At 30.4% G+C, this 14,695-nt stretch carries 15 protein-coding genes; 14 read left to right on the plus strand and 1 reads right to left on the minus strand.

Annotation, left to right across the window (positions count from 1 at the left end):
• The first annotated feature begins 37 nt into the window (after positions 1-37).
• From CHB63_RS17420 to CHB63_RS12155, 5 genes are read left to right on the plus strand one after another with little or no spacing between them, the layout of a single operon-like run.
• Positions 38-241, plus strand: coding sequence for a helix-turn-helix transcriptional regulator (locus CHB63_RS17420; RefSeq protein ID WP_089378746.1), 204 nt, complete (start codon positions 38-40; stop codon positions 239-241).
• A complete protein-coding gene (locus tag CHB63_RS12140) occupies positions 241-2,589 on the plus strand; it encodes a sensor histidine kinase (RefSeq protein WP_089378747.1) in 2,349 nt (782 codons plus the stop codon). The genes CHB63_RS17420 and CHB63_RS12140 overlap by 1 nt, the downstream gene beginning before the upstream one ends.
• A 2-nt stretch (positions 2,590-2,591) precedes the next feature.
• Complete coding sequence (locus CHB63_RS12145) at positions 2,592-3,251, plus strand: response regulator (protein ID WP_089378748.1); 660 nt, start codon at positions 2,592-2,594, stop codon at positions 3,249-3,251.
• Entirely contained in the window at positions 3,251-3,877 is a 627-nt protein-coding gene (locus tag CHB63_RS12150) for an HNH endonuclease (protein WP_089378749.1), read from the plus strand. Before CHB63_RS12145 ends, CHB63_RS12150 begins: the two co-directional genes overlap by 1 nt.
• Positions 3,874-5,469, plus strand: a complete 1,596-nt coding sequence (locus CHB63_RS12155; RefSeq protein WP_089378750.1) for an Eco57I restriction-modification methylase domain-containing protein — start codon at positions 3,874-3,876, stop codon at positions 5,467-5,469. Before CHB63_RS12150 ends, CHB63_RS12155 begins: the two co-directional genes overlap by 4 nt.
• 147 nt (positions 5,470-5,616) lie before the next feature.
• On the opposite strand, the gene CHB63_RS12160 is transcribed toward CHB63_RS12155, so the two are convergent.
• Positions 5,617-6,210, minus strand: coding sequence for an N-acetylmuramoyl-L-alanine amidase family protein (locus CHB63_RS12160; protein ID WP_245856945.1), 594 nt, complete (start codon positions 6,208-6,210; stop codon positions 5,617-5,619).
• A 237-nt stretch (positions 6,211-6,447) separates the two neighbouring features.
• On the opposite strand from CHB63_RS12160, the gene CHB63_RS12165 reads away from it, so the two are divergent.
• The 9 genes from CHB63_RS12165 to CHB63_RS12210 all read left to right on the plus strand — a co-directional run bounded on the left by CHB63_RS12165 (position 6,448) and on the right by CHB63_RS12210 (position 14,618).
• Positions 6,448-6,735 (plus strand): hypothetical protein, encoded by a 288-nt coding sequence (locus CHB63_RS12165; protein WP_089378751.1) that lies wholly within the window; start codon positions 6,448-6,450, stop codon positions 6,733-6,735.
• Between the two features lie 37 nt (positions 6,736-6,772).
• Complete coding sequence (locus CHB63_RS12170; RefSeq protein ID WP_089378752.1) at positions 6,773-7,057, plus strand: hypothetical protein; 285 nt, start codon at positions 6,773-6,775, stop codon at positions 7,055-7,057.
• Positions 7,044-9,455: a TraG family conjugative transposon ATPase gene (locus tag CHB63_RS12175; RefSeq protein WP_089378753.1), complete on the plus strand. Its 2,412-nt coding sequence runs from the start codon at positions 7,044-7,046 to the stop codon at positions 9,453-9,455. Before CHB63_RS12170 ends, CHB63_RS12175 begins: the two co-directional genes overlap by 14 nt.
• 21 nt (positions 9,456-9,476) lie before the next feature.
• Positions 9,477-10,058 (plus strand): conjugal transfer protein, encoded by a 582-nt coding sequence (locus CHB63_RS12180; RefSeq protein ID WP_089378754.1) that lies wholly within the window; start codon positions 9,477-9,479, stop codon positions 10,056-10,058.
• A gap of 17 nt (positions 10,059-10,075) precedes the next feature.
• Positions 10,076-10,906 (plus strand): hypothetical protein, encoded by an 831-nt coding sequence (locus CHB63_RS12185; RefSeq protein ID WP_089378755.1) that lies wholly within the window; start codon positions 10,076-10,078, stop codon positions 10,904-10,906.
• Positions 10,907-10,928: 22 nt separating this feature from the next.
• Positions 10,929-11,555, plus strand: a complete 627-nt coding sequence (locus tag CHB63_RS12190; RefSeq protein WP_089378756.1) for a conjugal transfer protein TraK — start codon at positions 10,929-10,931, stop codon at positions 11,553-11,555.
• Positions 11,536-12,471, plus strand: coding sequence for a conjugative transposon protein TraM (gene traM, locus CHB63_RS12195; protein WP_089378757.1), 936 nt, complete (start codon positions 11,536-11,538; stop codon positions 12,469-12,471). Before CHB63_RS12190 ends, traM begins: the two co-directional genes overlap by 20 nt.
• A gap of 11 nt (positions 12,472-12,482) precedes the next feature.
• A complete protein-coding gene (locus tag CHB63_RS12200; RefSeq protein ID WP_089378758.1) occupies positions 12,483-13,301 on the plus strand; it encodes a DUF4138 domain-containing protein in 819 nt (272 codons plus the stop codon).
• An 894-nt stretch (positions 13,302-14,195) separates the two neighbouring features.
• Positions 14,196-14,618 (plus strand): HYC_CC_PP family protein, encoded by a 423-nt coding sequence (locus CHB63_RS12210; protein WP_089378759.1) that lies wholly within the window; start codon positions 14,196-14,198, stop codon positions 14,616-14,618.
• Positions 14,619-14,695: the final 77 nt, after the last annotated feature.

The raw sequence follows: 14,695 nt of genomic DNA on the forward strand, positions 1-14,695 counted from the left end.
CAAAAACTTAAATATATTTGTGTTTTAGGTGAATATTATGTCCAAATTGAATAAATTTAATCGTATAAAGCTTGTCCTTGTTGAAAATCAAAAATCGAATAAGTGGTTAGCTGAAAAAATGAGTATGAGTGAAACTACAGTTTCTAATTGGTGTACTAATCATCGGCAGCCATCCTTACCCACTCTCTTTAGAATTGCGAGTATTTTAGATATAAATCCAAAAAATTTAATTAACGCATAGTGAGTAAAACTAAGGAAATACAAGAAAAACTGCTTTTAGCTATTCAAAGCAACCCTCCTAATTTAGATGATGTTTTATTTTTATCTAGGGAACTGGCAAAACAAGACCCAAATAATCAGAGATTCTATATTGATGCTAAAACTTTAATTCATCTTGGAAGAGATAGTATAAAAGATCATTCTACCGCATTATTAGAGTTAGTGAAAAATAGTTATGATGCTGATGCTACTAAAGTTGATGTCGAAATTTTTTCTGAAACAAAGGATCTTATAAGGGTTTCTGATAATGGTTTCGGTATGACAGAAGAAGAGTTGAAAAATAGCTGGTTAAGAATAGGATATTCTGGTAAACGAGTTTCAACAAAAAGTGAGTTAGGAAGAAGAAAAACTGGAGAAAAAGGCATTGGTCGAATATCAACAGACAGATTAGGCTCAACACTAGAACTTAGAACTAAATCAAAAAAAGATAAGCTTATTGGGCTGAAATTAAATTGGGATGATTTTGATGTTGAAGGAAAGTCTTTATCTGATATTCGTGTTGAAATATTTGAACCTGAATCAATAAAACTTCCAATAAAGGATGGTAAACCTTCATCAGTTGGTACTGAAATTATTATTACAGGGCAAAGACAACCTTGGTCAAAAATAAATATAGAGAATTTACATCAAGAACTTTCAGCACTAACGCCTCCTTATGAGGGTGTTGAAGATTTCAAAATATCATTAGTAAATGATGTTTACCCTTTGCCATCAGAAGAAATAGACTCCAATTATTTAGATGCCGCAGAAATTAAAATTGAAGCATATTATCCTGGTGAAGGGACAGAATTAATTTACACATATTGGGATAAATACAATAGCAAAGAAACTATTGAAAAAATAGAATGGTCAAATTTATTAGCTAGAACAGGTATTAATAAATCAATATTAAATAACAACAAAATAAGGTCAGGCTCAATGACAATTAAGCTCTATTTCTTTTTAAGAGAAAGTGCATCTGTCAAAGACTTTGATTTTAATTTAACTAAGTTAAGAGAGTTTTTAGACAATAATGCGGGTATCAAAATTTACCGTGACAGAATTGTTGTAAAACCTTATGGTTTTCCAAGTTCTCAATTTGGTTATGATTGGTTAGGTTTAGCAGACAGAAAAGCAAAAGACCCTGCGGGTATTAGTAGGTCAGCTAATTATAGTGTAACGCCAAATCAATTAGTAGGAGCAGTTTTTATTGCCAGAGATTCAAATATTGAACTATCAGATAGCGCAGCACGGGAGGGGCTCGTAGAATCAGAAGCTTTTTACGATTTGAAAAGTTTGGTGATGGGCACTATAAATATGCTAGAGTCATATAGAACGAGATTAATTCCCAAAATAAATGAAGCAAAAAGAAAAACTAGAAGTAAAGAATCTACAACTCAAAGAATTATAAAAGCTTTAAATAGTATTGAAAAGGATTTATATACGATTAACTTAGAAATTCAAAGTAATTCAAAAATTGAGAATCATCTGAAAGAAAGAGTCCAAAAAAATGTAAATGAATTAAGTGGTACAACTAATAAAGTTGAAAAAACAATAACTGAACTTCTTAATTGGAATAGAACTTTAAGTGGTTTAGCTACAATTGGAATTTCTTCGGCAGTTTTTGGTCACGAGACAGAAGGTTCAATTACTCAACTCAAAGGCTCTGTTATGGCTGCAAAACTTGCTTTATCGAGAAGAGAACCAAGCATAAATGGCGCCTTGATAGAAATTGAGAAAGCTGTAAAATCTTCAAAGAGAGTTGCAGCTTGGGGAGCATATGCTCTAACTCGTGTTCAAAGAGAAAAGCGAAGTAAAAAAAATGTAAATGTTGCTAAAATTGTAAAATCTGTTATTAATGAACTTAAACCGGCATATATTGCAGCTTCAATTTATATTGATGATGGTGAGTTAAACGACATATATACATACACATTTCAAATGGATGTAGAAACGGTTTTAATCAACCTTTTAACAAATGCATATACAGCAGCTACTTTAAAATCGGGAAAAAGAAAAATAATTATCAGGTTAATAGAAGAGGACCTAATAGAACCTAAAAAACTCCCAGTTATTGGATTTTCATTAGTGGTTTCTGATTCTGGCCCAGGTATTTCAAAAGAATTCGAACATCGAGTATTTGAACCACTCTTTTCAACAAAAGTATACCCAACTCAAGGTAGTAAGAGTATTGGTACTGGTTTAGGCTTGACAGTAGTTAATTCAATAGTAAATGATCTTAATGGGAAAATTTCATTTGATCGTGACCCAGATTTAAAAGGTGCTAGATTTAAAATTTGGATTCCTAAAGAAAGAAAACAAAGAAATTAATTATGAGTAAAATTGGTATTATTGATGATAACAAGGCTCAAAGAGAAACATTAAAATCTTTAATAGAGTCTCATCTAGACAACTTTGAGTCAAGTATTGAGGTTGTTGATGTATTTCCTTTTGCAGATGATTCAATATCTCTCTATAAAGAGTGGATAGAGCAAAACGAAATAATTTGTTTAATTTTTGATGAACAAATGCATAACGACTCAGAAGAAGGTAAAGGCCCTGTTGGCTATCGTGGGAATCAACTAGTTTTAGAAATAAGAAAATATTTTATGGACATTCCAATCTATGTAATTACTTCACATAAGAACGATGACGATTTACAGAAGAAATTTAGTGAATTTGAAGATATCATTGGGAGAGAAGAATTTATTGTGGATGGAGAAAAGTATGTAAAACGTTTTATTCGTGCAAGCCAAAGTTTTTTAAATGAAAATATTGAAGAACTTTCTGAATTAAAACAACTTTCAGAAATAGTAGCATCAGGAAAAAATGATGAAAATGACTTAAATCGTTTAAAAGCATTACAGCTTAAATTAAATGTTCAACTTGATAGTGGTTTAGGAGAAAGGAAAGATTGGCTAGACGAATATGAAAATAAAATTCAATTTTTAGAAGATTTACAAAAAAAAATTGAAAATAAAATTAAAGAATAGTGAATTGGAAGTTAATAAAAAAAGATATAGTAAATCAACCAGATAAAGGAACATATCCAGATTGGAAAGAACAAATAGCAGAAGAATGTTATTATCAGTGTATTTACTGTTCTATTAATGAAGCTCAATTTGGAGGGATTGATCATTATCATATAGAGCATTATAAACCTAAATCAATTAGGAGGTTTAAAGCTTTGGAGAATGATATTCGTAATTTATTCTATAGTTGCCCTATCTGTAACCGATTCAAAAGTAATGATTGGCCTAATAATGCAGATGATTTAGAAGTTATTTGTTATCCAGATCCTTCTACATATGATTATTCAGAGTTATTTGATATAAAATCAGATGATTATAAAGTTTATGGGAAATATGCAAGTACTAGGTATATGACTGAAAGGCTCTATTTAAATAGACCTCAATTATTATATGAAAGACGTGAATCTTTTCTAAAAAAAAGAGAGGAAGAAGTAACTAAATCTATTGAATTGCTTCAGGAAAAAATTAATAATCCAGAAGATTTCGAAATTTTAAAGGAAACATTAGCAAGTTTGATCGCATTAAATAAAACAATTCAAAAACGCAATAAAATACGACCATATAAATTGGCTGAAATCAGAAAATGAATAAGAAAAGTATAGGATCATATTACACTCCTCTTAATTTAGCAAAATTTATTGCTGAATACTGTTTATCTCAAATAGATAAGCCTAATATTTCTGTGCTTGAACCGAGTGTTGGTGATGGTAATTTTGTTCAAGCTATTAACGAAATTGAAAGATTAGATAATTTTAATAAAATCAGTTTGACTATTGTAGAAAGAGAAAAAGCAGAATTAAATAAAGCTGTAAAAAAGAACAATAATAAATCAATAAAAATAACCGCTTTAAACAAGGATTATCTTGATTTTCATTTTTTAAGCAAAAAGAAATTTTCGGCTATCCTTGGTAATCCACCTTATGTAAAAAGTAATTATCTTACATCTGAGCAAAAAAAAATAGCTAAAGAAATTCATTTAGAGCAAAACCTTGCAGATAGGAAAATAAATAATATTTGGACTTCATTCTTAGTAAGTGGTATTTCTAAATTACAAAAAGATGGTCTTTTAGCTTTTGTTCTTCCATTAGAATTGTTACAAGTAAAGTTTACAGAAGAGATTAGAGATTTACTTAAAAATTCTTTTAAGCGCATTGAAATTTTTATGTTTGATGAACTTCAGTTTTTAGAATGTAAGGGTCAAAATACAGTATTATTAATAGGATATAAAGAGCATGAAGTACCGGGTACATTTTATACTACTATAAAGTCTATAGAGGAACTTCAAAAAAGGAAATTCAGATTATATAGTAATAAGAGTGTGTCAGAATCAAACAAGAAATGGACACATCATTTTATAACCCCAGAAGAACATTCATTTCTTGAAAATATAAAGAAAGAATTAAGACTTGTTTCTGATTATGTGGATAATAAAGCAGGAATTGTAACGGCTGCAAATAATTTTTTTATTGTTGATAAAGAAACTTTAGACAAATATGACTTAAAAGAGTACGCAAAACCAATTGTTCAAAAAGGTGTTTTTGTAAATGGTTCTGTTACTTTTAGCAAGTATGATTATTTAAAATTAATAAAGGATAACAAACCGTCTTACTTATTAGATTTTAATGTTTTAGATATTGATAATATTCCTTCAAATGTTAATGAATATATCCTTTTTGGGGAAGCAGAAAAGCTACAAAACAGGTTTAAATGTAAACAGCGTAATAACTGGTATCAAGTTCCTAATATTTCTAAACAATCTCAAGCTTTTTTCTTTAAACGAGCTCACGAATATCCTAAATTATTAAAAAATGAAGCTAATGTTTTTGTAACAGATAGTGCATATAAGATAGAGATAAAAGATAATTATAATTTAAATGATTTTATTTTCTCATTTTACAATTCATTAACGCTAACTTTTGCAGAATTGGAGGGTAGATATTATGGAGGTGGTGTATTAGAATTAACTCCTAATGAGTTTAGAGTTTTACCCATGCCAATGTCATCTCATAATAACTTTAATGCTTATAAAATAGACTTTAAGAGCAAACAAGATATTGAAGAAATTTTATTAAAATACAATCATCAAATTTTAAATAATTCATTAAACCTTAGCTCTGAAGAAATAAATAGGATTGAATTGATTAGAAAGAAATTGGTTAATAAAAGACATCGAAAATAATTTAAGCTTATTGCGACCTTCAGTATTGCGGTTGCATAGTGCTTTTATTCTAAATCTTTTTATTTTATCATTGATTTAAATTCAAGCAGTAGTCGAAGTAGTAGCTGTTTCAATATTTTTACAATCTCAAAAAAAAATCTTTCATAATTATATATTTAAATAGTTATACAATCCCATTAAAACAGCCAATGCCATCGCTCTTATATTTTCAGGTTTCAAAAAGAAGTCTGCTTCATCAGAATTCGTAACAAACCCCACTTCAACAAGAATTGCATGACAAAAAGCAGAAGCCTCCCGCAGTACTTTAAAATTAGCAAATTTCACACCTCGTTTTTTAAAACCTAATTTACGAGTGCTTTCATTTAGTACAGATAATCCAAATGAAATAGACTGTTTAGTATTTAGATTGTCTGAATTATGCAGATAGACTTCAATTCCTTTTGAGGTATTTCGAGAGGCATTACAATGCAAGGACAAAAACACATCAGCTTTTATACCTTTAGTTAATCTACTTCTGTCAGAAAGTGAAATCAGCGTGTCTTTGTATCTGGTTAAATAGATATCCAATTGATTGTTAAAAATAGTTTTATTTAGTCTTAGAATTTCCAACGCAGTATCCAACACTACATCTTTTTCTTGGATTCCATTTATACCAATTGCACCTGAATCTTTTCCACCATGTCCAGGATCAATAACAATAACTTTTTTAGCTACATGATTCTGACCAAAAATGAGACACATTTTAAGCATCAAAATCCAAAAACTGACGTTTTTGAGCTTCATCAACTTCCAAAATTTTAGACTTATCAACATAGTACTTTCTATTTTTCATACAATTTGATGTCAATTCACATCAAAGAAATAGTATTTGATTTAAAATTTATTTTATTAACAAATTACTGATTATCAGCATTTTAAATTACAATATACACTATTTTTCAATTATAAAAATCAAACAAATTTTAAAGCTATTTAATTATGAAAAAATCACATTATCTAACCAGTCTATTAATTCTTATCTCAACGTCACTTTTTGCACAAATTGGAGGTATTGAAGATTCCGTAAATGATGTTTCCGACACTATCAGAGCTGTTTTTCCCATCATTTTAGGAGTCATTTTCTTAATAGGGTTCTTGTTTAATGCAGGACATTTCTTTGGTGAAAATGCAGATTTAAAAAAGGGGATTACTAGAGTACTGGTATTTGTCCTTATTGCTGGAGCAGTAGTAGGCATCTTCACTTATTTAATAGGTATCGTAGTCTAGTCAATAAGCGATAGTAGGCAATTAAACATTAATAATTATGAAGAAATTCGAAATCTATAAAAATATTAGAAAAAGTGCTGTGATTATGGGCTTGCCCATAGCGCTGTTTGCCCTGATGATAATTTGTGTTATTTGTTCATTGCTCATTATCATCTTTTCATTCAGTTTTATAGTGATTATTTCTGTGTTTGTCATAAATGCAGGGTTATATATTGCCTTAACACATATTACGAAGCATCCAGAGTTACTTCACTTTCAAAAAGTATTTCCACAGACCATTACTAATAAAAAATCAAGCCACTTACATTATGAAGAAAATTAATCTTTCTACATACCATCCAATTTTATCAGTCGATCAAAACCTGCTAATGGCTAGTAATGGGAATGTAGTGCTATGCTATAAAAGTCTTTTGCCTGAAGTGTATTCTCTTTCAGAAAAGGATTTTGATGATATTCACGGTTGTTGGTTTCAAGCTTTTAAATCCTTACCAACCGCTACAGTTATTCATAAACAGGACATTTATCAAAAAGGACACTATGAGGCAGATAAATTACCTGACAGTACTTTCCTGCAAAAAGCAACATACAATTATTTTAAAGGAAGAAACTATATAAAACACTGCTCTTATTTATATTTCATCCTTCCGAAAAACAAAGCTTTAAATGCGTCTAAGTTTACCAATCCATTTAGAAAGGTAGAAAAAGGAATTCATCAGCAATTAGATCATACGATTAAAGAATTTATAACTTCGATTACCGATGCTGTATCCTATATCAATAATTCTAGAAGGATGTCTCTAACACCATTAAATGAAAGCGAAATTTTAGCATTAACCGAAAGCTATTTCAATGGATTTAATGAAGGCTTTGATACCGATATTGAGTTAAATAAAAATGAAATAACCATTGGTGAAAATCATTTTGATGTATTGGCAGTGAACAGTGAACTTTGTTTTGGAGATGTAGTTCAAAGCAGCAAAATCAATGATAAATTTACCTCCGATGATTTTGTGTTTCATCAAGGATTTATCGATGATTTGGGTTTAAGTTTAGATGAAAATCATATCGTTAATCAAATCATTTATTTAGATGACAAGCATAAATGGAGAAAGCTACTGGAAAAGAAAATTGAAGCCTTGAATAAAAGCTCCAATTTTGGAACTCAGAATAAAGTTATATTAAAAAAGATTGAAGCTATTGTAGCTAAAATCAATGAAGACGATGCTTCCAGAATTATTCGAGGACATCTAAACATCATCTTCTGGACTCGGGAAGCCCGAGAGCTAGGTGTTATTGCTTCTAAGATAAAAGCAGCGTTCAAGGAATTAGACATTGTACCTTATTATCCAAAAGGAGAAGAGCGAAAAAACTTCTTTTTAAACTCTTATTGCTCTTTTGCATCAAATTTTTCTAATGAAGATTTGTATGTAACTGATTTAAAACAAGCACTTTGTTTATACATCAACAATACGAATTATCAGTCAGATGACACGGGAATCATCTTTAATGATCGTCAGCATACCATACCAGTATTGAAGGATGTTTGGGATGAAAAAAAGAAAAGAATCAAGGCACGGAACTTTGCCATTTTTGCGCCAACGGGAGAAGGAAAATCATTTTTAGCCAATAATATTTTAAGACAGTATTTTGAACAAAACGTCCGGCTGGTTATTATTGACTTAGGAGGTTCTTATTCGAAGTTCGCCAAGCTCTATCCAAAAGATCATATCATACTCCGGTACGAGCAAGGAAAGAACTTAGGAATCAATCCATTTTATATTTCTAAAGAAAGTGATTTAACACCAGAACGCTTAGAAGATCTTTCTATTTTTATATTGGAATTGTTAGCATCTGGAAAAAAAGCAACCAAAGCAGAAGAAGTTGCCATCAAAAAAGTACTTCTTTATTATTATAAATACATTCGAAATAATCATTCTCTGGCAAGTTTGTACCAGTTTATAGATGACAGAAAAGACACCTTAATTCAAGAGCTTAATATTCAGGAAAACTATTTTAGTGTCTATAACTTCTTACACATTCTTTCAGAATATGTTGGGGATGGTTTGTATAGCTTTTTATTCAACACAAGCGAAGATCAAACCTATAAGATTGAAGATAAGCGATTGATTGTATTTGAACTCGATGAAGTAAAAGACAATAAGGAAATCTTATCGGTGATGTTGAAGCTGATTAAATCAGCCATTCAACGTACTATTTGGCGTAATCGTTCAGAAAAAGGAATCATTCTGTTTGATGAGTTTGCCAAACAACTCAAATTCGAAAATGTATTGGAAAGTGTTGAGTTTTATTACCAAGCCATTCGAAAACAAAATGGAGCTATTGGAATTATCTTGCAATCAATAAATCAACTGCCAGTCAATGCTACATCGGCAAGTATTCTTGAAAACACACAAGTGGTGTATAGTCTTAGAAATGAAAAAGGCTATGAGGAATTAAAAAACAGGCTTAACCTGTCTAGCCACGATTTAAACCAATTAAAATCCATTCGCAATAATTTTACAGGCGCAAGAAAGTACACTGAAATCTTTATCAAAATAGGGAAAGTAAGCAATATTTTTAGGTTAGAAGTTCCAAAGGAAGTCTATGCAGCTTATCTGACAGATGGTAAAGAAAGTGACGCTATAATGTCGATTTATAAAAAGACAAACAATATGGAAAAGGCTCTTGACATATTTGTCAAACAACAACTATCAAATTAATAACCAATAAAACTTAAGTATATGAAAACCACAATTAGAAAACTATTTTTATCCGGAATACTGCTCATATTTGTGAGTGCTACCAGCACCGGCCAGGGGATGCCTGTTTATGATAATACGAATTTTATCAGTCTAGCAAAATCATTGATAGAATCGGCAAAGCAGACTTCTCAATTATTAAAAACAGTTCAGTTTTTAAAACAGCAAAAAGAGAATATTGAAAAAGTAAATAATGTGATACGGCAATTAAAAGCTGTGCGAGAAATGGCAAAAAACAACCAACGATTGTTTGATGTGGTACAAAGTGATTTGAGGCAAATTTTAAATTCACCCTATATAAAACAAGATGAAGTCAATCGCATATCAAAATCCTTTAATGCCATTATAGAAAATTCTTTGGAAGGTTTGGATTATATCGACCAGATATTATCCAGTAATAACCTTAAAATGACGGATGCAGAGCGCGCTGAAGTACTTAAAGAAAAGGAATTACAATCCAAAGAAATGGTAGCGGAAATTGAGGCCAAAACCAAACGCTATCGAGAAATTATTGCTTTTAGAGAACTACAAGCCAAAATTAATGAAAGAGAAACTTCCTATTAAAAACAATACATTAAACAATGATACTTAGCATAGGATTAGAATATATAGACACCATTTTTACCACCATTAAAAGTAGTGATTTCTCACAGTACACCATAACTGGAATGAAAACATTAGCGATATTATTTTTTCTGATAAATATTTTAAAAAAGTACAATGAAGGAGTTGCAAGTAATGAAGGTTATACGTGGGGTTTAACACCTTCTGAGCTGGCAAAGAATTTTGCAGTGATCATATTGGTCATTTTCTCTACACAAGTATTGGGAGTATTCGATAGCATACTAGTGGCTATAGAATCACAATATAGAGATACAGCTCCAGCACTCCTTCCATTACAATTACAAGACATCGATTTAGAGCAGGAGGTAGGCGCATTGGAAGCAGCTAAAAAAGCAATGGCAATGTTGTATGAAGCACTAGTAACACCCTTGTATGGACTGAAAATAATATCTTTTATAATTGCTATGTTTTTATGGTTGTTGGATTTGTTTATTTATCCACTATTCTTGGCAGAGCGTTTCTTTTTATTAGGAATTATGCAAGCCTTTTTCCCACTGGTAATCAGTTTAGCGGTCTTTGAAAAGTTTCGAACCCTGGCCTATAACTTTTTTAAACTCTATGCAGGAGTGTATATGTTAGTACCAGCATTTTTTCTGGTAAATGTTTTTGTCAATAATCTTTATACAGAAATCAACACCAATTTTTGGAGCAGTTTATTTGGAACAGATTGGGGCAGTCATTTGTTTGCACCCTTGTTACAGTTGGGTTCTATTGGATTTATTGTGCTATTGAAATTCAAATTGTATCGAAAGGCTACCACATTTACATTTAAACTCTTTACTGCTTAAGACAGATTTAATAAAAGAAATTATGAAAACACCCTATAAAAATATCTACCAAGTGCTAAAGTTAAATCGATTCATTGTACTGGCTGTTATTATTGGAGCAACCGCTACAAGTATGGTATCGGTAATCTCAGTGATCAAATTGTATAAAGAAACGGTTAATAATGCTTTTGTAGTAGGCACAGATGGAAGTGCAATTCCAATAAAATTGGTTTCACAAAAAGAAAATTTAGAAGTTGAAGTTTTGTCACATCTAGAACTTTTTCATCGTTATTTCTATCATATTGATGCCAGTAATTATGAAAAGCATTTGGAGAAAGCCTTATGGCTTGGGAATAGTTCAATCGATAACTTGTACAAACAAAAAAAGGCAGAGGGAGTTTACAATCGTTTGATTCAATATTCTTTGGTACAGAAAGTCAAAGAAATTACTTCCAAAATTGACTTACAAAAAGAACCCTATCAGTTTGAAACCACTACTGTATTTGAAATTAATCGAGGATCAATAATTGACATGTATGAATTAACAACTACAGGGAACATCATTCAGGTTGATCGGAATTTTCCAAACAACACTCACGGATTGTTGATTACCAATTTTTTCGAAAATAAACTTAAAAAGATAGAAAACTATGAAAGTGGAAAAGAATAAAATTGTGTTTGTAGCGATTATTTTATGTGTCGTACTTTTTATAGGTTCTTATGCCGTTATAAAATTTTCAGAAGATGAAGAGCCTACTATTGAAAACAATCAAATTCCAATACCAACATTAAAAGATGAGCAAAAGGAGTATGATTCAAAATTAGAAGCGCTAAATGATTTAAAAGAAACAAGGCAAATCAATGCACCAAGTATGTATGATGAGCGACTTTTGGATTCTATGGGTGTTTTTGATTCTGATTTATTAACCAAAGAAAAGATGCGTTTGGTAGATAGTATTTACAACCAGGGTAGAATCAGTTATTCAGATAGAAGTTATCGTAAACCTGAAATCAGCAATCCAATAAAAGAGATTCAAATAGATACGATTGAAACTATAAAAACAAACAAAACGATCCATATCAAACAATTAGCTTTGGAGCATCAATTATTTTTTGCTTCAGTTCCAAAAAAAGAAGAAGTGCCCATGATTGCACCAACTGATTCCAATATTTATGTAACAGTCGATGGCGCTCAAACCGTAAAGAAAAATTACCGTTTGAAAATGCGCCTTTTAAATGATGCTTTGATAGGAGGTAGGATTATTCCAGAAAATACAAACATTTATGGTTTTGTGAGTTTTAAACCCAATCGAGTGATAATAGCCATTACTAATATTAACCACCGTCCAATTCTTCTAAAAGCCTTTGACCTGCAAGATGGAAATGAAGGAATCTATATCGAAAATAGTTTTCAAGCTGAAGCGAGGCAGGAAGTTGTTGGAGATATTGTAGATGATATTAATATTGCTGGAGTACCACAAGTAAGTGGGGTCAAAAAAATATTCCAACGAACTAACAAAAATGTAAAAGTGACTATTTCGGATAATTATAAACTAATCTTAAAGCCACTAAAAGAAACTTACTAAAACCTATTCTTATGAAAAGACATCTATCAACACTTCTATTGTTATTTTCACTAGCATCAGTTGCACAATTAAAACAGCAGTCACCATATAAATTAGATACCATTTTCGCAAATGAAGAGAAAAGTGTGGCGTTGTTTTTCCCAAATCCAATTCGACAAGCAATCACTGGGGCTGAACATTTTGTATTTAATTACAATCGTGAAAAGCTGCAATATTTTGGATTATTACAAGCCACACCAGGAGCTGAAAGTAATTTGCTTACAATTACAGAAAATGGACAGGTGTATAGTTATATTTTAAAATATAAAAAACAATTAAAAAAAATAAACTATTTTATTTCAGAAAAAGAAAGTGTAGGTAATGAAAAACCTATAAAAATAGCAGTAAAAAAACAAAAACAGATAATTAATAAACAAGGAGTCAAAATATCTCAATACCTAAAATTTAGTGAATATCTATTAAGTTCAACATTAAAAAATATTGCTACAAAGTGTAAAAAAGGAGTAAAAGTACGGTTACAAAAAATAGCATACAACGCTTCTGAAGTCTACTTGGTTATTGAAATAAGAAATAATTCTAAGATTGATTTTGAAATTGACTATTTGAATGTTTATAGAACCAATGGTAATAAAAAGAAAAAAGCATCCTATCAAAGTTTACGACTAAAAGAAATATATAAACATAAAATGCCAAGTATTATTTACAAAGGACAGCGTCGTAAATTTGTTTATGTTCTACCAAAATTTGTTTTAGGAGATAATGAAAAATTACAAATTGAATTACAAGAACTGAAGGGGAGTAGACGTGTGGTTTTAGAAACTAAAAATTAATTCCCGACTATTTCATTAGCTTCATTTAAATTATTATTGAAGTTAAGTTTATCTCGTAAAACCTTCATATCGTCTTTAACCTTTCTATCTAAAATTTTGGCATAATGTTGTGTAGTTCGTAAAGATATATGACCAAGCATTTTGCTTACAGACTAAATAGGAACACTATTTGTAAGTGAAACTGTGGTTGCAAAAAAGTATTGGTCGTTAATGATTTGGCTTAATAAGCATCGATGGATTTTGCATGTGCTCGTTTTATTTCATACTCCTTATTTAAATCTACAGAGATAGCAGCCTTCTTCTTTTTAGAATCGTAATTTCTAACTTGTTTACCATCTTCAATTTCACCTAAAGGGAACTCGTCAACATGTATTATATCTGATAAGGAGTGTTTTTGAATATCTTACATTTCTTTTCTAAGTTTTATATGAAGTATTAAGCACATCTAACCTTGGTGAATATCAAATCGTTTTCATATTTGAATGTTTGACAGACTCTTTTCCTATACTCATTTTAAAACAACATAAAATGTATTTGCAACTTGAATTTTACTTTATAAAACAAGGTGCTTACAGTGGGTCTCTCTACATGTTATTAGGGATAATAATGATAGCTGTAACCTATCTTTCACAAACTTTTGAAAGTTCACACATCTTGCAAGTAAAGAGGTCTTACATTTTTATTATTACCAAATGAGTTTTGACCGTTTCATCATCTAGCAGTTTTTGTAAAAAATTAATAATCTATTTCAAAAGAGGAATAATTACATCTTGAAAATATTACCGCAAACGCTTGATTATCTGACGTGTATGTTTTTTAAATAAGCGGTTGTAATCTAACTTTAACAACTTTTTAATAAAAAACAATATTATTTGTCTATATTTGTACCTCGAAATGAAACAGATTTTCAACAAAATATTAGCAATTTTAATGTCATTCGTGGTCCTTTTTTCCACAATGTCATTTACTATAAGTGAGCACTACTGTGGTGGTGACTTAGTGAATACAGCTATGTTTTTTGAAGCTGATTCTTGTGAAATGGATATGGAAATGGACATGCCATCATCTACAGAAGATTGTAATTTCGAAAAAGAAGATTGTTGTAAAGATATAAATAAGATTGTTGAAGGTCAAAATGAGTTGAATATTCAAGTTGTTAATTTAGACTTTGAGCAACAATTATTTATTGCTTCTTTTATTTATTCTTATATTAACTTATTTGAAGGATTAGACAAAAATGTTGTTCCTTTTAAAAATTATTCACCTCCACTTATTGTCACGGACATCCAAGTTCTTGACCAAGTATTTTTAATTTGATTATATAGTATTGAGTTTTAGCAAATTTTTATTTGTTAAGGCATAGTTGTGTTTAAATCAGAAATGATTTAAACCAA

This window comes from Lutibacter flavus (assembly GCF_900188355.1).
GTDB classification, from domain to species: domain Bacteria; phylum Bacteroidota; class Bacteroidia; order Flavobacteriales; family Flavobacteriaceae; genus Lutibacter; species Lutibacter flavus.

Coding starts and splice junctions, on each gene's coding strand:
- CHB63_RS12175 (WP_089378753.1), top strand. CDS start 7,044: ATGAAGAAAATTAATCTTTCTACATACCATCCAATTTTATCAGTCGAT.
- CHB63_RS12180 (WP_089378754.1), top strand. CDS start 9,477: ATGAAAACCACAATTAGAAAACTATTTTTATCCGGAATACTGCTCATA.
- CHB63_RS12200 (WP_089378758.1), top strand. CDS start 12,483: ATGAAAAGACATCTATCAACACTTCTATTGTTATTTTCACTAGCATCA.
- traM (WP_089378757.1), top strand. CDS start 11,536: ATGAAAGTGGAAAAGAATAAAATTGTGTTTGTAGCGATTATTTTATGT.
- CHB63_RS12190 (WP_089378756.1), top strand. CDS start 10,929: ATGAAAACACCCTATAAAAATATCTACCAAGTGCTAAAGTTAAATCGA.
- CHB63_RS17420 (WP_089378746.1), top strand. CDS start 38: ATGTCCAAATTGAATAAATTTAATCGTATAAAGCTTGTCCTTGTTGAA.
- CHB63_RS12165 (WP_089378751.1), top strand. CDS start 6,448: ATGAAAAAATCACATTATCTAACCAGTCTATTAATTCTTATCTCAACG.
- CHB63_RS12185 (WP_089378755.1), top strand. CDS start 10,076: ATGATACTTAGCATAGGATTAGAATATATAGACACCATTTTTACCACC.
- CHB63_RS12160 (WP_245856945.1), bottom strand. CDS start 6,210: ATGTGTCTCATTTTTGGTCAGAATCATGTAGCTAAAAAAGTTATTGTT.
- CHB63_RS12155 (WP_089378750.1), top strand. CDS start 3,874: ATGAATAAGAAAAGTATAGGATCATATTACACTCCTCTTAATTTAGCA.
- CHB63_RS12145 (WP_089378748.1), top strand. CDS start 2,592: ATGAGTAAAATTGGTATTATTGATGATAACAAGGCTCAAAGAGAAACA.
- CHB63_RS12210 (WP_089378759.1), top strand. CDS start 14,196: ATGAAACAGATTTTCAACAAAATATTAGCAATTTTAATGTCATTCGTG.
- CHB63_RS12170 (WP_089378752.1), top strand. CDS start 6,773: ATGAAGAAATTCGAAATCTATAAAAATATTAGAAAAAGTGCTGTGATT.